Below are 23228 nucleotides of genomic sequence, written 5' to 3' on the forward strand. Positions count from 1 at the left end.
TTTGGTCCCGGCCGGCATCCGGTACTCCGCCAGCGAGACCCTGTTCGAAGGCTTGGCGGATGTACTCTGGAAAGACGTAGATGAAGGGTGGGTCCGCTACGACCCACAAGCCGGTGCAACCCTTCTGCTCGCCCCGGTCACCCGATTCGTGCTTGATCAGCTGTCGGTTCCCGGCCGGCAGCGCTCCGAAGACGAATTGATCCACGCCATCTGCCAGGAAGAGCCCGATGCAGCCCCGGAGGATTGCCGGCAACTCGTTGTGGCTGCCCTCGACGCGCTGATCGGCGCCCGCCTGATTCAGGCCGCTCCGAGCCATTCCCTTGAAAATTCGTGATCTTTCCCTGGCTGAATTCCGCGCGCGGCTAGGTGGAGACGGTATCCGACTGGCCACCGGACCGTTCAACTGCCGCCTGCAGAGCGGAATTCCCGAGCTCGCCGATGAACTCGCCCGGCTCTACGCCCATCATCCGCTGATCGACGACAAGCCCTTCATCGACTTCCATGTCGGTGTCCAGCCCGGCCATGGCCTGCGTCGATGGATTGCACCGCAGGCACGTTTCATCGTCGATGCCGTCGAGCCGTTCACGCCGCTACCGCGCGGCCAGGCCTTGCCGATGCTCGAATGGGGCCTGAACTGGTGCGTGACGGCCTACTGCCACCACATCCTGGTCATCCACGCAGCCTCGGTCGCACGCGGCAAGCACGCGGCCATCCTCCCGGCACCGCCGGGGTCGGGCAAGAGCACCCTGTGCGCCGCACTGGTCAACCGGGGCTGGCGCCTGTTATCCGATGAACTCACGCTGATCCGCCTCGACACCGGCCAGATCATGGGCCTCGCCCGGCCGGTGAACCTGAAGAACGCGTCCATCGACATCATTCGCGCCTACGCGCCCGATGCCTTCCTCACCCGGCCGATACTCGACACCACCAAGGGCACCGTCGCGCTGATGGCGCCGACCCAGGCCAGCGTCGAGGCCGTCGGCGAATGGGCCGATCCCGCCTGGATGGTGCTTCCGCGCTACCGCGCCGGCGCCGACGCGACGCTGGCCCCGATGGGCAGCGGCACCGCCTTCATGCAACTCGCCGACAACGCCATGAACTACCACGTGCTCGGCGCACGCGGCTTCAAGGCGGTCGGCGACATCATCGACCGAACGCGCAACTACAGCTTCGAATACAGCCGCCTCGACGACGCCATTGCAGTGTTCGACCGCCTCGCCGCGGAGGGCATGGCCGAATGAACCTCCTCATCGAGACCTACCGCGAACCCGAATCGATCCGCCGTCTCGGCACCGCCGACTGGGACCTGCTCGTCCGCCAGGCGCGCCATGCCAACCTGGTCGGCCGGCTGTTCCTGCGCCTGCAGAGCGCTGGCGTCGAAGCCGACATTCCGGAGCAGCCTCACAACCACCTGCTGTCCGGCGCAGTGATGGCGAGCGAACAGCGCCACGCGATCCGGCGGGAAGCCTGCTTCCTCCGCGAGGCGCTCAAACCGGCCGGCATCACGGTGATCCTGCTGAAGGGCGCCGCCTACGTCGCCGCCGGCCTGCCCGCCGCCCAGGGCCGGCTGTTCTCCGACGTGGACATCCTGCTGCCGAAGGAGCGCCTCGGCGATGCCGAATCCGCACTGATGCTCAAGGGCTGGGCCAGCACCGCCACCGACGACTACGACCAGCGCTACTACCGCCGCTGGATGCACGAACTGCCTGCGATGCGCCATGTCTTCCGCGGCTCCGCGCTCGACGTGCACCACACCATCCTGCCGCCGACCGCCCGCCTCAAACCCGATGCCCGCCTGCTGATCGAAGCCAGCGTCGCCCTACCCGATCTGCCCGGCGTGCACACCCTGTCGCTGCCCGACCTGATCCTGCACAGCGCCTCGCATCTGTTCCACGAAGGCGAACCGGACAACCTGCTGCGCGACCTCACCGACCTCGATCTGCTGCTGCGCCACCTGGCCCGTGACGACACCGCCTGGGACGGGCTCCTCGAACGGGCCGCACAACTTCAGCTATCCGGCCCGCTGCGCCTTGCGCTGCGCTATTGCCACCGCCTGCTCGGCACACCGCTCCCCGAGCGCATCGCGGCCCGCAGCCGCTGCCTCGCCGGCACGGGCATCGTCCAGCGCATGCTCGACGGCATCTACGCCCGCGTACTGTGCCCGCAACACCCGAGCACCGCCGATCGCTTCACCCCGCTGGCACGCCGCAGCCTCTACATCCGCGCCCACTGGCTGCGCATGCCACCGCTGCTGCTGGCCTACCATCTGGCGCACAAGGCCATCTTCCCGCCCAAACAGGAAACCCACCCGCTATCGACTGAACAACAGGGCTGACACGCGGAGGCGGCGCCCTCAGCGCACGCTGACGCTGATCCGGTCGTAACGGCCCTGCTCATCCATCGCGGTGATGTTGACACGGCCGGTTTCGGTCAGAGTTTGAATCAAGGGCTGGGTGGCGGGCCGGTGAGCGACCAGCCGGCCGTTGATCAGCCAATAAACCTGCCCACGCTGACCGCGCAGTTCGAGGCGGATCACCGGCGCCTGATCAGGGCGCGGACGCTTGATCACCTCACCGCTGCTCAGACCGACGATGCTCAGACCAGCGTCCGGCTCGGCCTGCTTCTGACAACCGGCATCCCACGCCGGCGGCTGCGCCTTGGCGCGCAGATCGGCGGTCAACCACGGGTCCAGCGCGGTCGGCCAATGCACGGCCTCGACCTGGCGGCGCGGGCGGGTACTGCACGCCGGCGTGACGCGCAGGCCGCTGACCGCATCGACCTCATAGGTGTAGCGCATTTCGCCGCTGCGCAGCCGGTCGGGAAAGGTCGGCGGCGCGGTGTCATTGAGCACCCAGGCGATGGCCTGGCGATGGCAAAGCGCCTCGTCCTCCGGCTGAAAACGCGTGCCGAGCGGCCAGCAGATCTTCTCCTGATGCACTGACGGCGGCGGCGTTCGGGTCGTGGCCGGCTGGCTATCCACCGCCGAGAAGATATCGACCAACAGCGGCGCCGCGATATTGGCGCCGAAGAAACCGGGGTTCGGCGTGCCGTCCGGGCGGCCGATCCACACACCGACGGTATAGCGGTCCGACACGCCGATCGACCACGCATCGCGGAAGCCGAAGCTGGTCCCGGTCTTCCACGCAATGCCGCGGCGGATGCCCGGCCCCTGCTCCACCGCGCGGCCCACCGGTCCGCCGGATTCGAGCACGTCACGAATGATGAAGGCCGCGCCGGGCGACAGCATGCGCTGCTCGACCAGCGGCTCATCCGTTCGGTAGCGCGGCTTGCCCGAGACGCCCTCGCGGGCGAAAGCCGTGTAGGCGCCGACCAGTTGTTCAAGCGTCGTACCGGCGCCACCGAGGATCACCGATAGATTCGGCGTTTCTCCTTTGGGAAAATCCAGCTTCAGGCCACCCCGCCGCAGGGCGGCAACGAAACGACCCGGCTCCAGCCGATCGAGCACCTCGACCGCCGGCACATTGAGGGACTTGCTCAAGGCTTCGGAAACGCTGACCGCCCCGTGGAAGGACTGCTGGAAATTGCCCGGCTGATAGCCGCCGAAGGATTGCGGCACATCGGCGAGCAGGGACTCCGAATGGATCAGCCCTTCATCGAGCGCCAGCCCGTACAGGAAGGGCTTGAGCGTCGAACCGGGCGAGCGCGACGCGCGCACCATGTCCACGAAGGCGAAGCGGTCGGTATCGCCGAAATCGGCCGAGCCCGCATAAGCGCGGACCTCCAGCGTTGCGTTGTCCACCACCAGCGCAGCCATCGACACCCGCGGCGGCAAGGCGGCGAGCCGGCTGGTGAGCAGCAGCTCGACGGTCTGCTGGGTCTGGGCGTCGATGGTCGTATCGATGCGCTGCCGGCCACGCGCCTCCTTGCGCAGCCGCTCGGCGAGCAAGGGCGCAAGCAGCGGATCGCGCGCCGTCTGGGCGATGATCGGCTCCTGCAGCGCATCGCGGATGTCGCCGTCCGGCCACACGCCGGCCATGCGGTGCACAACCTTGTCGCGCGCCACCCGCGCCCGGGCCGGCTGACGATCCGGCCGCAGGCGCGACGGCATCTGCGGCAGCACGGTCAGCAGCGCCGCATCCGCATGGCTCAAGCGTTTGGCCGGCTTGCCGAGATAAGCCCGGCTGGCCGCCTCGACCCCTTCGAGCACGCCGCCCATCGGCGCGTAATTGACGTAGAGGGCGAGGATCTCGTCCTTCGAATAGTGCAGCTCGAGCTGCAGCGCGCGCAGGATCTGCCGGCCCTTGCCAAGCAGCGTCCGCGACGTCGGCTCGATGATGCGGGCGACCTGCATGGTCAGCGTCGAACCGCCGGAGACGATGCGCCCATGGCGCAGCCACTGCCACGCCGCCCGCGTCAGGGCCAGCGGATTGACGCCGGGATGCCAGCGGAACCAGCGGTCCTCGTAGCGCTCCAGCGCCTCAAGATAGAGCGGCGAGACATCTGCCAGCGCCACCGGATGGCGCCACACATGGTCGCGGTCCGGAAAGGCCCGCAGCGGCGTACCGTCGCGGGCGACGATGAGCAGCGCGTTCGGCGCATCACGGCCGGGCACCGGCGGTGGAAAAGCATGGTCCAGCCCAGCCAATACGAGCAGCGCGAGCAGCACACCCCACTGCCAGCGCGGACGGCTCATCAGCCATCCGCGCCCGGCAACCAGCCATGCTGCGCGTTGCGTCATGCCTTACGGCTTGGCCGGCGCTGCGGCAGCCGGCTTGTCCTTGCCGTCGCTCACCGTCAGGGTCGCATCGCCAGTAGCAAGGCCATAGACGTCCGGGCGGTACATGTCCTCGGCATACAGCGGCGGGAAGACGAACTTGCCGGGGGTGACGACCCGTGCGCGGTAGAACAGGCTGAGCTTGCCGTGCAGCCGGGCGGCCACCACGAAGCGGTCATCGCGGAACTCGACGTGCTGGATGCGCGGGTCCTGCATCGCCTCGGCCGGGTTGATGCCCTCGATCGTCGTGCTGCCCATGCCTTCGCCCTGGACGATATTGAGGTTCTCGATCTCCAGGCCGGCCGGGATATGGTCCACCACCATGCCGGTATTGACCCAGCTGTGCGGATTGACCTTGATGCGCACGATGACCGATTCACCAACCTTCAGCGTGCGGCTCTTCAGCGGCGTGCCGTCGGCTTCGAACAGGTCGCGGCTCAATGCGATGGCGTCGTCGCGGTTGGCCGGCATCTTCACCGGATTGCCGCTCAGGCTGAGCTGCAGGTAGAGCTTGTCCTTGTAGGTGTTCCGGATACGAACGCCGCCCTGCAAGGCCGTTGCCGACAGCGGCCGGATCAGCGTGCCGGCACCGTTGATGACTTCCGGCGTGTCCTTGCCGAGCACTTCCGCCGTCCACCCGCCCTCACCTTCGCCGGCCTTGGTGAAATTGCGGCCAAGCAGGAACAGCGCGAGCTTCTCCTGGGTGCTGGTGTAACGGTTCTTGCCCAGCTCGGCGGCAGCGACGGCAACCAGATTGTCACGCCCGTCCACCTTCACCTTGTGGCGGTCGAGCAACGCGTAGGACAGCGCCGCATCCCGCAACGGGCTGCCGTAGTCACCCCACCAGTAGCCATTGTCACGGCTCTTTTTCACACCTTCAGCCAGCGCCGTCTGGGCGCGGGTTTCATCGCCCATCAGCTTGAGCGCCAGGCCGAGCTGCACCAGGGCCAGCCCCGAGTGCGCCTGGCTGCGGACCTCGAACATCTGGCGCAGCGTGGACAGCGGCGCCTTGGATTCACGGGCCAGCACATAGGCGCCGTAGGCAAGCACGCCGAAGCGGCCGGAACCGCCGAAGCGGTAATCCTGCCAGCCGTTCTCGTTGTAGCTCAGCTTGCCGGCCGGCAGGCCGGCCACGCCTTCCTGCAGGTACTTGAGCAGGAATTCCTGGGTCTTCTTCTGCATCGCCTCCGGCACCTGGAAGCCCTGTTCGCGGGCATCGAGCAGGAAGTTGCCGACATAGGCCGACAGCCAGTACTGGTACTCGGACACATTGCCCCACAGGCTGAAGCCGCCGTTCGGCGCCTGCATCGCGCCAAGCCGGGCGATGGCCTTCTCCAGCATGTCTTCCCGCTGCGCGCGGGTGTAGGCCTTGAGCCCGAACAGCCGGGCGCCCTCCTCGTCGATCAGCACATGCGGGTAGGCGGTGCTGGTCGTCTGCTCTGCGCAGCCGTAGGGATAGGTCAGCAGCCCCTGGATCGCGCTGCGCACGTCGATCGGCGCCTTGTTGGAGAGCACCAGATGCGATTGCACGGTGCTCCGGATGAAGCCGCCCAGTTCCGCGTCCTTCACCTCCACCGTCTCGCCCGGCCCGACGGCAAGCAGCTTGAGCACCTGCTGTTGCGGCGTCGCCGCCTGGACCTGCAGGCCGAAGCTGCGCTCCAGCTTGAGGCCGGCAACGCTGCTGACGTGGACCTGCACATCGGTCAGGCCGAAGGCGTTGCCGGCTTCGAGCGGGAAGCGCAGCGTCTGCTTCTGCTGATCCTTGAGGTCCAGCTCGCGCTCGGCGTTCTGGATCTTCAGGCCGTCCGCATTCTCGATGCGCACCTTGAGCTTCTGCGCCGCGCCGGACAGGTTGTGCAGATCGAGGGCGATGGTGGCGTTGTCGCCCACCGTCAGGAAACGCGGCGTCATCAGCTCGGCCACCAGCGGCGCGGCAACAACCGTCTCCGCCTCGGCATTGCCGAACTTCTCGGGTGCCGCGACCACCGCCATCAGGCGCAGCGTGCCGTTGAAATCAGGCACGTCGAGGGCGATCTCGGCTTCGCCCTGTGCGTTGAGCAGCACCGGCCCGGAGAACAGATCCACCAGGCGCACCTTCTTGGGCAGGCTCTTGGTCGCCTTCGGCGCGGCATCGCCACCGAACTTGAGCTTGCCCTTCTGGCCACCCATCTTCTCGATCAGACGGCCGTACACGTCGTACTGGTCGGCGCCGTAACGCAGCTTGCCGAAGAAGTGGCCGTGCGGGTCGGGCGTCGTGTAGCGCGTGATGTTGAGGATGCCCACATCGACAGCGGACAGCGTGACCACCGCCTGCTGGCCGGCGGCGCCGGGCGCCTTGACCTTCACCTTCAGGCGCGTGTCCGGCAGCATCTTCTTCGGCGCATCGAGACTCACCGCCAGCTTGCGCTCGCCCCGTTCAAGCGGCAGGTGCGCCAGGCCCAGGGCCCGCGCCGGGGTGACCTTCTCGCCGGCACTGCCCGGCCGCAGCACGCTGACCGACACATACAGGTCGTGGCGCTTCCACGCCTTGTCCACCGGAATCTCGACCGTCGTGCCATCAAGGGCCACCGGGATGCGCCTGACCCACAAGGTCTTGTCCGCTTCGACGGTGATCAGCGCCTCGCCGGCGTGCGGCGGCGTGATGCTCAGCTTGGCGGTTTCGCCATCCTGGTAGGCCGGCTTGTCGAACTTCAGCGCGACGCGGTCGGGGCGGACGCCCTGGGTCTCGTCACCACGGGCGCTCCAGCCGGCGTAGAAGCGGTATTTCGTCGTCTGCTGCGTAGCTGGATCGGTGATCTCCAGGCGGTAACGCCCGTATTTGACCGGCACGCCGAGCTTGCCGCGTCCGCCATCGGGAATGCTGACGCTCGCGGTGTTCACCAGCTCGTCGGTCTCCGTGAAACCCGAATGCCAGCCCCGTTGGTCGTCGAAGCGCCAGTAGTAATCGCGGTTCTCGCGGAACAGGCGGACCGGCAACCCACTGCCCGCGCTCAACTTGCCCTCCGCATTGGCGCGCACCACCTCGAACTGCGCGATGCTGCCTTCGCGGGCGTAGTCGCCGGTGAACAGCGGGCGGACACCCACCAGCACCGGCGCCGGCCAGATCACCCGCTCGAAATTGCGCACCACCGGCCGGCCGCCGCTCTCCAGCAGGCTCAGCGTGGTCCGCACGGTGTAGGGCGACCGCTTGTCCTTGGCCGGCGCGAGATCCACGTCGAGCGCCAGCTCACCGTTCTCGTCGAGCTGGCTCTGGTCCAGTTCCACGCGCTGGCGCTGGCTCTCCTCATTGGTGTCGCCAAACTCGAAACCGGGCAGCTTCTGAGCCAGCGGATTCTTCTGGCGCTCGAAGACGGCAACCCCGAGCAACTGGTTGCCAGCCGCCGGCGCGCCGTAGAGATAAGCACCCTTGACGGCGATGGTCAGCGTGTCATTGGGCGACACCGTGGCCTGCTTGCTGGCCAGATCGAGCTTCATGCGCTCCGGCAAAAACTCCTCGACGCCGAAACGGAAGCTGGTGATGGCCAGCTTGTCGGCCGGGTCGGCACGCAGCTCCAGCGTCCATGACCCTGTCGGCGCATCCACCGGCAGCACGATGCGGTTCTGGTAATAGCCGCCCAGCTTACCGTCCGGCTGCCAGGTGGCAGTGAACTGGCTCTTGCCGTCCGGGCGCCTGAGGATGGCCTGGATCGGCTGCGGTGGCACCGCGCGGCCGTCCGCATCCCGCGCCAATACGGACAGATCGAAGCTCTCGCCCGGTCGATACAGGTTGCGACCCGAGTACGCAAACAGGCGCACCGGCCGACCGGGTAGGCCCGCGATGTCGTATTCCGAAAGATCCAGCGCCGGCTCCTTCAGCGCGATCAACGAGATCTGCTGGCCGTTACGCGCCAGAATGAGCTTGGCGGCAGCCGGTCGTTCGGCAAAGGGGGCTCTGCCGTTGCTGTCGGTCTCGGCACGCGCCAGGACCTTGGCGTTCTCATCCATCCAGGCCACCTCGACCCCCGCCATCGCCTTGCCGGTGGTCAGCGAGCTGACGTAGGCATCGGCCCCCTTGGCGAACAGCCGGGTACTCAAGCCGAGATCGCTGACATAGAAATAGGTGACCTGATAGTCGTAGCGGAAACGGTTCGGCTGGCTCATCACCGCGATGTAGATGCCGGGCTCGCGAAGCTCCTTGATGTCCTCGACGGGAAGGAAAGTGACGTTGCGCTTGTTGGGCTTCTGCTCGGTCAGGAAGCGGCCGGTGAACACGCTCTCCGTCAGGCTGTGCAGATTGTCGAGCGACCAGTTGTCGATAGCCCCCTTGAGATCGGTCGCGCGCCAGTCCTCGTCGCCGTCGTATTCTTCATCGTAATCGTAGCCGTCGTTGTTCTGCTGGCGCTTGCCCCGCTGCGGACGCGGCCCGCTGATCACCTTGTCGAGGAAGCGTGGCAACTGGTCCGGCTTGACGCGAAGGAACTGGACATCCACCTCCGGCACGTTGACCGTAACCACCGGCAGGCCGCCATTCTGCTTGGCCGGCAGCACCATGCCACGGCTGGCGAAGTAATAGGCCGGCGAGACGACGGCGGTAAGCACCGAGTAACTGCTGGCTTCCGCCAGCGTCTGGCCGGCCTTCGACGGCAGCCCCGCCGCCACGCGCACCACGTAACGGGTTTGCGGCTTGATGTGCGGGAAATACAGGATGCGCGGGTTGTCCCCCACCACCCAGGCGCCCTTCACCAGCTTGCCGCCGTCGATCGCCACATCCGCCGGGGCCGTACTGACCTGCGGATTGCCGCTGCCGGGCGTGCCCTCGCCCTGATTGTCGGCGTCCTCGTCGTCTTGAGTGTCCGGCTTGGCCTCACCCGTGCGGGGCGGCATCTCGAACACCTGGATCGCCCCGTCGTAATCCCGCCGCGCATCCATCGGATGCGTGAAGCTCAGCGCCAGCGCCGGCGAGCCCTCGAAGTCACGATTGGCGAAATCCGCAATCTGGAACGGCCCGTCCACAGACTCCGCCTCATCGGATTGCTGCGTCTTGGCGACAAACACACCCGCCGCAGCGAGCGCGGCAAGAACCAGCAGCAAGGGCACCAGCCCGAAACCGCGACGCGATAGATGACGCAACATCGACTTCTCCCTCGAGCCCACTCAATCAGAGCACGCATCATGACAAGGGATGTATATTCCATCAACATTGATCAACGATGAAACCCGCGGCTGAATCGTTGCGGGCGCAACATTAAGTGTTGCCGGCGCATTCATCGATGTTGACGCCACAACATTCAATATTGGCGGCTGGATATGTCACGTGCCGCCGTCAACAGCACAGGTTGTCTCCGCCACATCGAGCATTGCGACACCCCCACTCAACACAACGGTGTCTACATTCAATGTTCGCGGCCGCACATCAAACACACCAATCTGGACCACTCATGCCATGGCGCGCGCATTCAGTGCTGTGGCAACGAGATCGAATGTTCCCCCGGCAACACGCTCCGTTCACCTGACAACATGCTGGGTTGCCAGGTGAACGGAGCGTGTTGCCGGAGGCTATCAAGCAGTTGCCGAGTGCACAACGATCAATAGGACTGCAACATAGACCTTTCAGTCATCATTGCTTGACCGCCCTGCCCGCTCTTCACGTCTCTCAGCTCGCCGAGCATGGATCGCCTCGGTCAACTCACACATTTCCCCCGCGATCATCGCGCAAGCCCACAGGTAGTTCTCCTGACAATCCGCATCCATGCGCCGGAAGACGTCGCCTGCGTTGCCATACGTCATCGCGAGAAGCGCCTGGAGCTGAGCCTGATCGGGTGGCGGAGCAATCTGCAGAGAAGCACGCGAGTGACGCAGTGCATAGTGAGACCGGAGAGCGGTATGCCATTCTGCTAAAAAAACACGCTAAAGCGAGAGTCGAAGGAATGACAACAAGTTGTGACTCCCTGCTGGTGATGCCTATACCGTGACGTACCGGCAACTACCACGGATAAATCCAGGTTTGCGCGCGGGCTATTTTTTACTTTCATCACTCCAGGCCTCATATGAATCCAATTAACATCAAAGAACTTTCCTTTTCATCCAAGGCGAGCATCTGCTGGAGCTTCTTTTGGCGAGGCACCCTCGCCACTCTCGCGTCGTCACTATGCGGTGGTCTACTTGGCGGGATTGTCGGTTTCTTTCTTGGCCTCATCGGTGCCGTCAAGGCTGCGCCCATTATTGGCGGAGCCTTGGGCCTGATCTGTGGTGCTTATTTTCTATACCTTCTCCTATGCTGGCTCCTATCCTCCCGTCTTGGGAGTTTTCGGTTGGTTCTAATTCGCACGGAGGAAAAAATATAACCCTGAGTTCGAGGCGACCTACGCGACAATTCGCGCAGGTCGCTCAACTCTTGATCTCAAACTCATTCGAACAAGATGACAAAAAATATGAACATCAAATTCATTGCAATCGCAGCGTGTACTGGCTACGGCATCTGGTTTGCAGCTATTGGAGGAAAACAGGTTACCTCAGAGCATGTTGAAGCCTTGTACAGAGACTATGCATCCGCTTTCGATCGCGGTGATGGCAAAGCCGTGTGCGACATGTTCAGCGATAATGTGCATGGAAGGTTCCGCAGTACATTCCGCGCAATGCCCGTAAATGAGGTCGTCAGCAAAGCGGCCGCCTGCACATCAGTCGATGACTTCTATCGCTCAAAGAAGCAAATGGAGGACGCCGTCGGACACGAGCTCTACACCAACATCGAATACACCATCAAATCTATCTCTGTCGCTCCTGACAAGAAGTCGGCGAGCGCCGAGGTGCTGATGGAAATGAGAATTGGCACAGAGCAAGGAGCACTTCTCGACATGAGATCCACCCAAATCGACATCATTAAACGCAATTTTGGCAAAGCTCAGTTTGTGCAGTCCGACGGCTCTGTCAGCTTCTACAAATAGTGTGAGCACATCCGGGGGAGATGCTTTACACCATCCCATCCTATTCTATTCCATTCCATTCCATTCCATTCCATTCCACACAACTCCATTGAAATTCCTCCGGGACCTGCAGGCTGGACGTGGGGTCTGGGCTTCTTGCATCGGCCTCCTAGAACGTAGATGTCAATGACTACCACTCGCGGCTTCCTCGCTCTAATGGCATTGGCGCTTGCTCATTCGGCTTCGGCGGTTTGCCTCAATCCCGACACATTTGTTTCTGGGTATCACGTTCCGCTTAATGCGGAAGTCCGCTCTGCCATGTTCATTGCCGTTGGCACGGTCATCGGCGCAAAGCCAATTCAAGAAGACGCAAGCGACCCTGATGGTGTCACGGCCCATCTCTGGGGCGTCAAGCTAACCCGACAACTGAAAGGCCGCGCACCTCGGAACATCATCATCGTCAGAGTCGAGAATGACTCGGGGCGCTATCTCATGTCCGCCGGGGAGGAACACTTGCTGTTTCTTACCAAAGAGAAAGGGTTCTATTCTGTGAACAGCTGCGGCAACTCATCGTCGCTGGCGAACGGTCGCGCCGCGCTCCAACAAGTGAAAACGGCATTGAGAGAGCAAAGAAATGCGCCTTAACCATCGCTTCGAGGGGACCGCCTGCCGGCGCTGCAGTCAAGATAGGACGTTAGGTGTCAACAAATGGACGCACTTCGAATGCTTATCGTGACCGTGATTTGCGGTGGGCTTGTCTATCTGCTTGGTGGCACCGTTGTGTCAGGATTGCGCACAGGCCGTATCGCCCACACTAATAGCTCGTCGTTTTGTGAGCGCCGTAAAAATCCATTCACTTATTGGGCCTTGGCTGTCCTTTTCTCGAGCATGGCTCTCGGTTGCATATATGGTTTGGCTAAGGTGGTGATTGATGTTCTTGGCATTTTATTCGGCCATGACATTTAACATCTCAATCAACCCAACAGCCCAAAGCTGCGCTCCGGCGGCAGGCTATTTCCAACGTTAGACCGCATGACCCACCTTCGCCTTCCTGCCGGAACCGACGTAGCCGAGATGGCGCTATTTGATGTTGACGCGTTGCCGCAGTCCAACAAGCCGAATGAGTCGACAGTCGCCACTCTTGCTGAGTCCAAGCATCTGATTCGTTTCCCGACGGGCGCTGATGGTGCGTATTTGCTGCATTTGTTCGTAGACGAGTCGGTCCCCCAAGAGGTACAGCGTTATTGTCTTGCCGAAGACAAACTGGTCGGGACCTTTACCACGGAGAAGGGAAATATCGCTTTCGGCGGAATCGAATCCACGTCCTCCGGCTTCAAACCAAATCGCAATATCAGATCCGACGGAACAATCACGCCAGGCAACTACAGCTACACCGCCTTCCACACAGAGTTTCCCGACGAAATGGTCACGCATGCGCTTCAAGTAGAGAAAACACCAGGAGAACTTTGGCTTTCGCGATCACCAGTGCTCCTAGTCCTGTCAACTATCGCTATAGGCGTGTCGCTTGCGGTTTCACAGCGGTTCTTAGAAGCCGGCGGGGCCTTTCTGATTGGCTACTTCGGGGTGCAGTGGCTTCGCCGCATACCTGCATATCAATCTGTCGCTGCTAGACGCGACGCGGCGCAGCTCGAGTTTCCAAGCATCGTCGTAGAGATGCGGTCTAGCCCTTCAATCAACCAGACGTCCAACGGGCTTTGCCCCTCGGACGCCAGTTATGTCAAACGCTAGAGCGCTTCCAATGGATATCTACGCAATCGAGAGTTTTTGCGAGCGCTGGATCGATTTTGGGTTCCATTGGTGGTGCTGTGGCCTCATGGATTGCTATGAGCAATCTCCCGCTCAAAAAGGCGGCGCGGCGCCGCTCACCTCCACGTTAGGTTTCAATGAAAATCTGGCGCCCCAAAAATCGATGGGAATGATGGTTCGCTTTCGCGGGCGCCTTGCTGGTCTTGGCTCCAGCCGTCTCGATCGGTTGCCTCAGGGACAACTTGCCAACCGCGCTGAGGCCGGAGGCTGCAATGGCTAGCGCATCGAAACTTAACAAATCGCCAAGGACCTTCCTGTCACATACCGCCGTCCACGAAACAAGTTGACGTCGCAACATTAATCATTACGACGTCAACTTGTTATACGGCAGTTTCAAGATTCGATGTTCACCACGGAGCTTCAAGTATCAGCGTATTGAGTGTTCACCCGGCAACATGCTTGCCTGCCGGGTGAACGCAGCATGTTGCCGGCTGCTATCAAGAAGTTGCCGAGCGCTCGATGATCAAGGGGGCGGCAATATGAACATTTCCGCCATCACTCCTTGATGTGCACGGCCCTCTCTTCACGCCACCTCGTCTGAATCGCCTCCATCAGTTCCCGCAGCTCCCCCGCAATCATCGCGCAGGCCCACAGGTAGTTCTCCTGACAATCTATATCCATGCGCCGGAAGACATCCCCCGCGTTGCCATGGGTCATCGCAAGGAGCGCTTGTAGTTGAGCCTGTCGCGCGGTGAGTTGATCGGTGAGGGCGAGCGCGTCGGCCGTGCTGGCAAGAACATAAATCGGGCTCGCGGGGGCGGGAAAGCGCATCGGCGTGCTCATGCCCTGGCCCTCCTCGTCACGTGCGACGAATGAGCTGAATGTGAAGCGAAAGAAACAGATGCAATCGGCACGCGCACGTCTGCGCGCCCTTCGGCGTGAATGGTCATGAGGTGTTGCTCCTTTGCTGCGATTTGCATATCCACAACCCACTTCTCACGGTGGGCGGCGGAACCGTGCGGGGGTGAGAATACCGGGCAAAGGAACCGGCCAGCCTTGCGGCTGCCCCGCACGGCCCGCCATTGGACAGGCGCAGCCATGCTCCGACAAGAAAAAGCCGCGTCGAAACGCGGCCTTCATCGGCCTTTGCAATCCGGGTTCTCACGCCCGATCACCATTGTCTAGGTGATGCGGTGGAGTATCGAACCAGTGCTGGACGACCGTCAAGTGGAACGATTGAAGGGGCGGCAAAGCAGTCCGTGGAGATGCACGCGAGTGACGCAGTGCATAGTGACGCCGGAGAGCCATATGCCATTATGCTGACAATCAGCAGACGTGAGATAGGGCAGATGATGAAGGGTTGTGACCACCTGTTGCTGACGCTTGGAGTCGTCAACTTCACGCTCTGGGCATCATCAGCGTTGTCCTCATTTCTTTGACCAGTAGTATCTTTCGGGAGGATATATGTCTAAGAAGTTGGTAGCTGTATTACCGTTCGCTATTTTCGTCTCCGCCTGCTCTACCTACACAACACCCAGATATGCAATAAACGCTGACACCAATGTGGCATTGAAATCGATTGGTGCGTCGAACGTAGCCGTTGGGTCATTTTCCGGCCCAGGCGCGTTCAATACGAATTGCCGTGCTGCTGGGCCCCTCGCTCCGCCGGATGGTATGTCACACACCGCGTATCTCAAGAAGGCTCTTGAGGATGAGCTCAAGGTTGCTGGGGCACATGCTCCAGCAGACCCAAGGGTTATCCTGAGTGGCACCGTCAATAGACTGGAGTTTTCATCCGCCCGCGGGCTCACCGGCGGCTCTTGGGACATCGATGTAACTTTGAAGTCCTCAAACGGAAAGAGTATGGCTGCGATGGAGCACTATGAATTTGAAAGTGGCTTCGTTGCCGATACCGCCTGCAAGCAGACTGCCGAAGCGTATATGCCGACTGTTCAGAATCTCATCGGTAAGATCGTTCGCTCTCCGGAGTTCAAGACTCTACTCCAGTAATCTTCGGCCTGATGCCCAACCCTGCGATCAACCGGACCGTCGTCAATCTGCGCTTGCCGATCCCCTCCGCCACTGCGTGGCTCCGGCGGCCGGCTACCCAACGTTAGGCGCCTCATGACAACGCCTCTGCTCACGCTCGCCGCAAATGGCCACAACTGGCTCACTTTCGAGGCCTACGATACGGCGCAATGGTTCAGCGCCGTTGAGTGGCTAAAGCGGCACCGGTTCGCTGAGGCTGGAAAGCCAGTGTTTGGTGCTGATGAAGCCATCCTTCCGTCTTTCGTTCGGGAAGGCGTCTGCATTGCCGCGGGCTTTGACAATTGGTCAGGAAACTACCTTCTGGCACAGTGCCATGAAGGTGATCAGGTCATCCTGCAAATTGCATCCCGAGTTTCGGCGGAGGATCGGCGGGCACAAGGGTGAAGAAGCGGTGGCTGAGTTGCGGTACACGATGCAAGGCCAAATGAAGCGATCGGCGCCTAACCCTTTCTAAGGACTTCCCCGTCAAGCACCATTTTCCAATGACCGGCCGCCAGGCCGGTTTTCCTTTCCTGCCTACCTGCTCTTGTTTCCTGACGCCTGCACACACGCGACGGATCGGACAGACAGACTGCCTCTCTCTAATCGGCCTTGATCGGGTCTCACCCCCGGGGCCATGCGACTAACCGCACCAGCAGGCCTCAATCGTTCATCGGCGGGATCAGGGAAACAGGGATCAGCCGTTTCCCTCTTTGATCCGCCATCAGGTTAGCCAGGCGCTCTGCTGGTCGGTCTGACCTGCGTCGGCGGTGATGAGCCCGACGCCGGGCAGATCGTTCCTCCACCCACCCCACGCGCAGACTGTGCCAGGCCCAGACGTTATGCTGTGCGGCCCCAGTGGTGGGCGCTGCCACACGCTTCCATGCCGATCATCGTGCCCGCAGGCAAGGTGCCGAGCCAGGTCAGAAAACCCACCCGGTTGAATTCCCGCCGCTCCACGATCCGACCGGCGCAATCCGCAACACAGGCCACGAAGACGTTCTTTGCCAGATCCACACCAACCGTCGTAGTATCCATTTTGACTTCCCTCCTCGCCGTTCAGATTGAGCTTCAGCAATTCGATCTTGGCACTTGGATGCCGGGTGGCAAGCCCACCAAGTGGGTGGGGGAAGTCCTTTTGTAGTCCATCGAGAGGACGCTTTCCGACCTACGGCCTCCAAGCGCCTCTCATGTACGTTAGGCCCCACATGACCAGTGCCGAGATTGACGACGCGATCCTTGCGTGCCTCAGTAACAGGTGGCAGAAGGTTGCAATGGTCATCGGGGTCGTTGGCAAAGCTATCGCGTCGCCAGAGCGAGACGACGAATTCGACAGAGTCGCCAAGCGTATATATGCTCTGGTGCGCGCAGGTCGGGTTGCTGCGGCCGGAGATATTAAGCGCTGGCGTGAAAGTGAAATCCGTCTTGCTTAGCTGGCGGTGTGAGTGTGTGGCCTAACACTTCCATCGAGCGGCGGTTCAAAGGCCGCTCATGTCAAACGTTGGCCCCCATGAACAGCACCGCTACCGAAGTCGGTCTCTCCGCCTCACAGTGGTGGGCCGCACGCCGTTTGCGTTACAACTTGGCGCTGCTGGTTGGCGCCGTCGCTTCCTTCCTGAGTCTTGTCGCCGTCGGCTGGGTATTCGCGGCCCGTCTGCCGTGCCTCGAAATCACGCTCTTCTCCATTGCAGTTGGCGGCATCCTGCTTCTTGTCGGACTTGGCTTGGCCAATCTCTGCTATTTTCTTGGCCCGTTATCGGAACGTTGGCTGCATCCCAAGAATATCCTTGGGTTCCGGCGTCAGGCTTTCTTGCTTGGCACAGTGTTTTCGCTTGCGCTTATCTTTCTGCCCGTTGCGGGAAACCTTGTGGTCGCTGTCTTCGCTCCGGCAATAGGCGGTCAGTGTGAGTAGCGCATGTGGCCCAACCCTACAGTCAACCGGACCTCGCGCGAAAAGCCGTGCAGGCCGGTTACCTAATGAAATGGTCTCCCCCGCTCGATAGCATGACACTGACGCCCAGGTAGCCATGGGACTGAGATCATCAGGAGGATGTGACATGAAACAGATTGTCTGTATCGGTCTCGACATTGCCAAATCCGTCTTCCAGCTCCACGGAGTAGATAGTCACGGCAAGGCGGTCTGCAGGAAGACCTTATCCCGCGGTGAAGTCCTGACTTTCTTCGCCAGCCTGCCGTCATGTCTGGTCGGCATCGAAGCCTGCGCCGGGTCCCACTACTGGGCCTGGGAACTGATTAAGCTGAGGCACGATGCTCGGCTCATGGCGGCGCAATTCGTCAGCCCCTACCGCAAAAGCGGCAAGAACGACGCCAACGATGCCGAAGCGATCTGCGAAGCCGTGGGTCGGCCCAACATGCGTTTCGTTCCGGTCAAGAGCGAAGAAGCACAAGCCGTCCTGGCGGTTCATCGCGCCCGTGCACTGACTGTTTCGGAACGCACCGCCCTCATCAATCAGGTGCGCGGCCTTGGCCCGGCAAAGCGAAGCCGCCCAACGGCTGATGGCCATCGAGGGGATTGGCCCTATTTCGGCAACGGCTCTGGTCGCCAGCGTAGGCAACGCGCAAGCCTTCAAGAACGGGCGGCAGTTTGCCGCCTGGTTGGGGCTCACGCCCCGGCAACACTCCAGCGGCGGCAAAACCCGGCTTGGCGCCATCAGCAAGCGAGGGGATGTGGTGCTGCGGACCTTGCTGATTCACGGCACGAGATCGATCTTGCGCTTAACGGCTGGCAAGGAAGACAAGAAAAGCCGCTGGGCCGAAGCCTTGAAATCGAGAGCATGCAACAACGTGGCTGCTGTTGCCTTGGCGGCCAAGAATGCCCGTATCATCTGGGCGATGCTGGCTCGGGGAACCGAGTACCGGGTAGCCGCCTGAACAAGGCAGGCTGCGGATCTTCAACTGCAGTACCCGTGATTTCCCTACCGTAGGTTTGCGAGCGAAAGTGTTGATGGGATGACGGATCAAACCGACACGAAAAGAGCCTGATAACGTTGTTGGCTGAAGCCAGGCCGTTAACCTAATGAGGCTTCCGTGGTGCGTATGTCATCAGAGCCAGCGCCGACGGGTGCCATAGTAGGCCGGATAGATTCCTGCAGGCTTGTCCACCAAATCAACGGCACGTTCATCTTGCAAAATTGGGGGAGTCCATAGATAACGTTAGGTGGCGAGAACATCATGGACTCCATTACAGCAAGTACCAAATTTCGCGGCATTCGCTCCGATGGGGAAGAAATTGTTATTCACCTTGAAATCGGCACACCATTTCTCCGAGCAAAATACAGCCAAGACGATTGGGCTTGCCCCGTTTCACTCACTCCGCTGCACCAGAAATTAGCTGATGCAACGGGCATCGACTCATTTCATTCGCTTTGTTTAGCGAGTTCTTTAGCACTCGATTTATTGCAGGGCTTTATAGATGATGGCGGCCGCATCCTGTTTGAAGACGGAACCGAGGTGCCATTACAGGCATACGCCTTTGGCATTGCCAACAAGGGGGCAAGCAATGCCACCTAACATTGCGGTCAAAGCCGCTCCCTTCGGTCGCTGGGCGGCACAATGATCTTGTTTCTCTCGTCAGTCTTTAGTCGAAACCTTCAAGCCGGGGATCGGGTTCGGCTTTTCGGAGGCTACGACATGGAGCCCCGTTGGCTAAATGGCAAGGAAGAGTTAACGGGAACGTGCGTCACGTTCATCAAGGGACAAAACAAACAGCCTGCTGCCGTAATCGAGCTTAATGAGCCGATCTCGTGCGAGAACGTCACAGGAAAGATTGTCGTCCTTGAACTCAGGTACGTTGGGGCTTCTTGGGCTAGCAGAGAGACAGTGCATGTTGAACTCTGCGACTTCGTGCCAGAAAACAAATCCTGGAAAGATCGGAGGCAAGGTGTCTGGACCGAATCTCATGCGAGCTATGAAATTCTCTAGCGTAAAGCCGCCCAACCCGTCATTCCAGCGGACCGCCCTCGGCGTCCACTGAATTCAAACGTTGGGCGTCATGAAAATCTCACTCTCTGAGGCTTGGGCAAGAAGATATCCGGTTGCCACTCCGGCACAAGTGCGAGGGGTGCTCGCGGTCAATTTTTCATATTGGCAAGGTTTCGGTGGTCGTATTGTGGCCGGGGAAGTTGTGCTTAACGTCAGTGGCGGGTGCGAGTCCGCATCGTTCCAATCTGAAGCGCAATGGCCCCAGGAAAACCTTGAAGAGTATGTTGTCGAGGGCATTACGGATGCCATGTATCAATTTGCAGGCGTACCGGTTGGTCTTTCGGTCACACTCAAGAGCATTGGCTGGCACGAAATTAATTCGTGTGGCAATGGCTTCTACTTTGCTGCACGCGAAGCTATGTTTTCTGCGTTGAGGATTCTTCAAGTGCCGAGAGTCAAGCCGTGATGCCCAACCCTTCGTTGCAGGGGACCTGGCGCATAAAGCCGCGCCAGTCCCCATACCGTTCCACACAACTCCATTGACATTCCCCCGAGACCTGCAGCACACCAGAAGCAAGCCTTCACTTCAGTCTGGTATACCTTGCTCTTCCGCCATACCATTTCATCGACGATGGCATGGCAATGATTCTTGAGGGGAGTTGGGCGATGGATGAGTTTGCTGGGGCGGACGTAGGCGATGCCCGTCTGATGCGGCTGGGACGCATCCACCCCGAGCTCCCCGCCAGTGCCGTGTTCGAGCAGAAGCAGATGCGCCGGAGGCATGCGCTATGAATTGCGTGGAATGTAGAATCCAATCTCGAAAATGAGACCATGAGAGATCAAACAACGGACATCAGGCTGGACGTGGGGTCTGGGCTCTTTGCATCGGCCTGCTAACTTAGGTGAGGGCTTGCCAATGACTCCCGGCCATTTGCATCTACTGCTGGTCCTTGTGGCTTTTCCTTCTGTGGCCTATGCCCATGGTGAGGAAGCTGTAATCCTGTTTTTTGGGCAGGGCGCAATTGTCATTCTCAGCTCGGCAATTTTCGCTGTTCGTCGTATTGCTCTCATGGGGAGGATCGCTGCATTTTTAGGTGCCATTGGTGGTGCTGTGGTCTCATGGATTGCTATGGGCAATCTCCCGCTCAATGAGTATCAAGCGTTGGTGACGCTCTCATTTCTTGTCTTCCCGATACTCGGCTTTCTGCTCCCTCTCCTTGTGCTAAAGCTGGCAACTCATGCGCGAGCGAACCCCTGTCCCTGCGGGTCGCCGGGCGCTTCGCCAAAAGGCGGCGCGGCGCCGCGCCGCTCACCTCCACGTTAGGTTTCAATGAAAATCTGGCGCCCCAAAAATCGATGGGAATGATGGTTCGCTTTCGCGGGCGCCTTGCTGGTCTTGGCTCCAGCCGTCTCGATCGGTGGCCTTGCTATCGCGCAAGTTCTTAATGCCGAGTATGTTTGGTGGCTCGGCCGAATTGCCGCGGGACTCCCCGCCGTCTACCTTGTTCTGGTTAGCAGGGTCGGCCCCGCTTGGAAGGTCTTGTTTGTTCCCGTCGTGGCCGCAGTTGTGATCGTGACCTACGTCCCTCGCTCATCATGCGGCAACGAAGACCCTCAGGGACAACTTGCCAACCGCGCTGAGGCCGGAGGCTGCAATGGCTAGCGCATCGAAACTTAACAAATCTCCAAGGACCTTCCTGTCACATACCGCCGTCCACGAAACAAGTTGACGTCGCAACATTAATCATTACGACGTCAACTTGTTATACGGCAGTTTCAAGATTCGATGTTCACCACGGAGCTTCAAGTATCAGCGTATTGAGTGTTCACCCGGCAACATGCTTGCCTGCCGGGTGAACGCAGCATGTTGCCGGCTGCTATCAAGAAGTTGCCGAGCGCTCGATGTTCAAGGGGGCGGCAACATGAATTTCCGCCATCACTCCTTGATGTGCACGGCCCTCTCTTCACGCCACCTCGTCTGAATCGCCTCCATCAGTTCCCGCAGCTCCCCCGCACTCATCGCGCAGGCCCACAGGTAGTTCTCCTGGCAATCTACATCCATACGCCGGAAGACATCCCCCGCGTTGCCATGGGTCATCGCAAGGAGCGCTTGTAGTTGAGCCTGTCGTGCGGTGAGTTGATCAGTGAGGGCGAGCGCGTCAGCCGTGCTGGCAAGAACATAAATCGGGCTCGCGGGGGCGGGAAAGCGCATCGGCGTGCTCATGCCCTGGCCCTCCTCGTCACGTGCGACGAATGAGCTGAATGTGAAGCGAAAGAAACAGATGCAATCGGCACGCGCACGTCTGCGCGCCCTTCGGCGTGAATGGTCATGAGGTGTTGCTCCTTTGCTGCGATTTGCATCTCCACAACCCACTTCTCACGGTGGGCGGCGGAACCGTGCGGGGGTAGGAATACCGGGCAAAGCAGTGCTGGATGACCGTCAAGTAGAACGATTGATGGAGCGGCAAAGCAGTCCGTGGAGAAGCACGCGAGTGACGCAGTGCATAGTGACGCCGGAGAGCTATATGCCATTATGCTGACAATCAGCAGACGTGAGATAGGGCGGATGATGACGGGTTGTAGTCCTTGTTACTGACGCCTTTATGAAGACGGAGCGCCAGCAACGCCCCATGGCTCAATCCAGCTCTACATATGTGGAAAGACGAAGACGACAACACGTGAGGATTTTCAGTGATCGATGTTTTTGAAAACAGGGACTTGAATGGGTTCGGCAGCTTAGACGACTGTCGTATAAGCTGCTCTTGGCGACATTTGTCGTCGACTTCACGTTAGGTTTCACCAAATGTACCAATGAGGTTCAGCAAGGCTTTTCGGGAGGCTTCTCGGTTTTGGCCATCTACTATTTATATCTCGGACGGTGAGCTACGAGAAGGCAATGGCGGGTATTTCCCCACCTTGTCCAAGTGTTGGAACGAAGCTGAAGATCACGCTCGTCATTGGAGCGAATGGCACCAAGTAATGGTTTGGGCCATTTTCTGTGGGCTACACAGAATGGCCGTCCACGCTCGCAGAGCGGGAAAGACAAATATTTCCAAACAAGAAATCGACAAAATCTACGTCGAACAAAAATTCTCGGAAAGCATCTTCGCTACCCATCCAAGCTATCCTAGGCACATGAGAAAGTCTTACTTCAATGATCTCCGTAAGCAATCAAAAACCTAACATGGCATTCGGCGGCCGCTGAATTTAAACGTTGGGCGTCGCTCCTATGAAATTTCCGCCACGTTTCGGTCAAGCTCTATTGCTGCTCATCCTCGTGGCATTCGCGCGTTCCGCGTTCAGTCAGGCGGGGCCAGTTATGTTCGGCGGAAATAGCTTCGATTCAGCAGAAGTACCAATCTTCCAGTCGAGGATCTTCCGAGTCCCGGACGAAGGTCAAGCCCATGCGCTTGGCTTACTTGGAAAAAAGGATTTCGTCCCCCTGTCCGGTACATCTCTTAAGGCGCTTCTGCCGCAAGCGAAGCTCGATATGCAGCAAATGCTGTCCGCTCAGGCATCAGCTGCGGATGCTTACGCGAAAAGGCGTGAAACCGAGGCAGCTATGCCGTTTTTTGTGAGCAGCCGCGGTTGGATGCTCAAAGACGCAACAGCACATCGCGACCTTGCCCGCTACACACGGGCGTTGTCGCCTGAGCTTCACCCATACTTGGTCAAGGCCCAGGCATATTTCGATGGTACTGGGGGCTTTACCGTCACGCTCCATGGTAACCGGCTGTCAGTGCTGCACGGCTCCCTAGGTCACTCAACACCACCAAAGCACGATGTTGCAGTTGCTATATTTCTCGAACGAGAGATCGTCGCCGTCGATGTGTCTGCAGCCATCGCCGAATGAA

At 60.3% G+C, this 23228-nt stretch carries 22 protein-coding genes and 1 pseudogene; 18 read left to right on the forward strand and 5 right to left on the reverse strand.

The annotated features are described in order from the left end of the window. Position 1: 1 nt before the first annotated feature. From AC1PQG_RS13840 to AC1PQG_RS13850, 3 genes are read left to right on the forward strand one after another with little or no spacing between them, the layout of a single operon-like run. Positions 2-334, forward strand: coding sequence for a PqqD family peptide modification chaperone (locus tag AC1PQG_RS13840; RefSeq protein ID WP_481118427.1), 333 nt, complete (start codon positions 2-4; stop codon positions 332-334). Then, positions 321-1241 (forward strand): HprK-related kinase A, encoded by a 921-nt coding sequence (locus AC1PQG_RS13845; RefSeq protein WP_481118428.1) that lies wholly within the window; start codon positions 321-323, stop codon positions 1239-1241. The genes AC1PQG_RS13840 and AC1PQG_RS13845 overlap by 14 nt, the downstream gene beginning before the upstream one ends. Beyond that, a complete protein-coding gene (locus tag AC1PQG_RS13850) occupies positions 1238-2335 on the forward strand; it encodes a nucleotidyltransferase domain-containing protein (protein WP_481118429.1) in 1098 nt (365 codons plus the stop codon). The genes AC1PQG_RS13845 and AC1PQG_RS13850 overlap by 4 nt, the downstream gene beginning before the upstream one ends. A gap of 18 nt (positions 2336-2353) precedes the next feature. Here the strand turns inward: AC1PQG_RS13850 and pbpC are convergent, their stop codons facing one another. Both pbpC and AC1PQG_RS13860 read right to left on the reverse strand, forming a co-directional pair. Next, positions 2354-4699, reverse strand: a complete 2346-nt coding sequence (gene pbpC, locus AC1PQG_RS13855) for a penicillin-binding protein 1C (protein ID WP_481118430.1) — start codon at positions 4697-4699, stop codon at positions 2354-2356. A gap of 3 nt (positions 4700-4702) precedes the next feature. Further along, on the reverse strand, positions 4703-9847 hold the full coding sequence (locus AC1PQG_RS13860; protein WP_481118431.1) for an alpha-2-macroglobulin family protein: 5145 nt from the start codon (positions 9845-9847) through the stop codon (positions 4703-4705). A gap of 1298 nt (positions 9848-11145) precedes the next feature. Here AC1PQG_RS13860 and AC1PQG_RS13865 point away from each other — a divergent pair. From AC1PQG_RS13865 to AC1PQG_RS13885, 5 genes are all read left to right on the forward strand, one after another. Continuing rightward, positions 11146-11658: a hypothetical protein gene (locus tag AC1PQG_RS13865; RefSeq protein WP_481118432.1), complete on the forward strand. Its 513-nt coding sequence runs from the start codon at positions 11146-11148 to the stop codon at positions 11656-11658. Between the two features lie 165 nt (positions 11659-11823). Further along, positions 11824-12282 (forward strand): hypothetical protein, encoded by a 459-nt coding sequence (locus tag AC1PQG_RS13870; protein ID WP_481118433.1) that lies wholly within the window; start codon positions 11824-11826, stop codon positions 12280-12282. A 63-nt stretch (positions 12283-12345) separates the two neighbouring features. Beyond that, positions 12346-12603: a hypothetical protein gene (locus tag AC1PQG_RS13875; protein WP_481118434.1), complete on the forward strand. Its 258-nt coding sequence runs from the start codon at positions 12346-12348 to the stop codon at positions 12601-12603. Positions 12604-12669: 66 nt separating this feature from the next. Next, positions 12670-13386 (forward strand): hypothetical protein, encoded by a 717-nt coding sequence (locus AC1PQG_RS13880; protein ID WP_481118435.1) that lies wholly within the window; start codon positions 12670-12672, stop codon positions 13384-13386. Between the two features lie 10 nt (positions 13387-13396). After that, a complete protein-coding gene (locus AC1PQG_RS13885) occupies positions 13397-13684 on the forward strand; it encodes a hypothetical protein (RefSeq protein ID WP_481118436.1) in 288 nt (95 codons plus the stop codon). A gap of 275 nt (positions 13685-13959) precedes the next feature. Here the strand turns inward: AC1PQG_RS13885 and AC1PQG_RS13890 are convergent, their stop codons facing one another. Beyond that, on the reverse strand, positions 13960-14247 hold the full coding sequence (locus AC1PQG_RS13890) for a hypothetical protein (protein WP_481118437.1): 288 nt from the start codon (positions 14245-14247) through the stop codon (positions 13960-13962). A gap of 621 nt (positions 14248-14868) precedes the next feature. On the opposite strand from AC1PQG_RS13890, the gene AC1PQG_RS13895 reads away from it, so the two are divergent. Both AC1PQG_RS13895 and AC1PQG_RS13900 read left to right on the forward strand, forming a co-directional pair. Continuing rightward, complete coding sequence (locus AC1PQG_RS13895; RefSeq protein ID WP_481118438.1) at positions 14869-15414, forward strand: hypothetical protein; 546 nt, start codon at positions 14869-14871, stop codon at positions 15412-15414. 114 nt (positions 15415-15528) lie between these two features. Beyond that, positions 15529-15837 (forward strand): hypothetical protein, encoded by a 309-nt coding sequence (locus AC1PQG_RS13900; protein WP_481118439.1) that lies wholly within the window; start codon positions 15529-15531, stop codon positions 15835-15837. Positions 15838-16272: 435 nt separating this feature from the next. Here the strand turns inward: AC1PQG_RS13900 and AC1PQG_RS13905 are convergent, their stop codons facing one another. Next, entirely contained in the window at positions 16273-16470 is a 198-nt protein-coding gene (locus AC1PQG_RS13905) for a hypothetical protein (RefSeq protein ID WP_481118440.1), read from the reverse strand. 170 nt (positions 16471-16640) lie between these two features. Between AC1PQG_RS13905 and AC1PQG_RS13910 the strand changes: the two genes are divergently transcribed. The 7 genes and pseudogenes from AC1PQG_RS13910 (at position 16641) to AC1PQG_RS13940 (ending at position 20698) form a co-directional block, all read left to right on the forward strand. Continuing rightward, the gene (locus AC1PQG_RS13910) at positions 16641-16865 is read left to right on the forward strand and encodes a DUF3658 domain-containing protein (protein ID WP_481118441.1); all 225 of its coding nucleotides are present in this window, start codon (positions 16641-16643) and stop codon (positions 16863-16865) included. Between the two features lie 77 nt (positions 16866-16942). Beyond that, on the forward strand, positions 16943-17344 hold the full coding sequence (locus tag AC1PQG_RS13915) for a hypothetical protein (RefSeq protein ID WP_481118442.1): 402 nt from the start codon (positions 16943-16945) through the stop codon (positions 17342-17344). Between the two features lie 145 nt (positions 17345-17489). Next, a pseudogene (locus AC1PQG_RS13920) lies at positions 17490-18324 on the forward strand (IS110 family RNA-guided transposase). A 300-nt stretch (positions 18325-18624) separates the two neighbouring features. Beyond that, positions 18625-18963: a hypothetical protein gene (locus tag AC1PQG_RS13925; protein WP_481118443.1), complete on the forward strand. Its 339-nt coding sequence runs from the start codon at positions 18625-18627 to the stop codon at positions 18961-18963. Between the two features lie 481 nt (positions 18964-19444). Further along, positions 19445-19840, forward strand: a complete 396-nt coding sequence (locus tag AC1PQG_RS13930; protein ID WP_481118444.1) for a hypothetical protein — start codon at positions 19445-19447, stop codon at positions 19838-19840. A gap of 170 nt (positions 19841-20010) precedes the next feature. Further along, on the forward strand, positions 20011-20166 hold the full coding sequence (locus AC1PQG_RS13935; protein ID WP_481118445.1) for a hypothetical protein: 156 nt from the start codon (positions 20011-20013) through the stop codon (positions 20164-20166). Positions 20167-20290: 124 nt separating this feature from the next. After that, positions 20291-20698 carry a hypothetical protein gene (locus AC1PQG_RS13940; protein WP_481118446.1) on the forward strand — a complete coding sequence of 136 codons (408 nt, stop codon included), beginning with the start codon at positions 20291-20293 and terminating at the stop codon, positions 20696-20698. Positions 20699-21310: 612 nt separating this feature from the next. Here AC1PQG_RS13940 and AC1PQG_RS13945 read toward each other — a convergent pair. After that, positions 21311-21598 carry a hypothetical protein gene (locus AC1PQG_RS13945; RefSeq protein WP_481118447.1) on the reverse strand — a complete coding sequence of 96 codons (288 nt, stop codon included), beginning with the start codon at positions 21596-21598 and terminating at the stop codon, positions 21311-21313. 1005 nt (positions 21599-22603) lie between these two features. Between AC1PQG_RS13945 and AC1PQG_RS13950 the strand changes: the two genes are divergently transcribed. Further along, entirely contained in the window at positions 22604-23227 is a 624-nt protein-coding gene (locus AC1PQG_RS13950; protein WP_481118448.1) for a hypothetical protein, read from the forward strand. The last annotated feature ends 1 nt before the right edge of the window (position 23228 follow it).

Source organism: Zoogloea sp. GDB6, assembly GCF_056724105.1.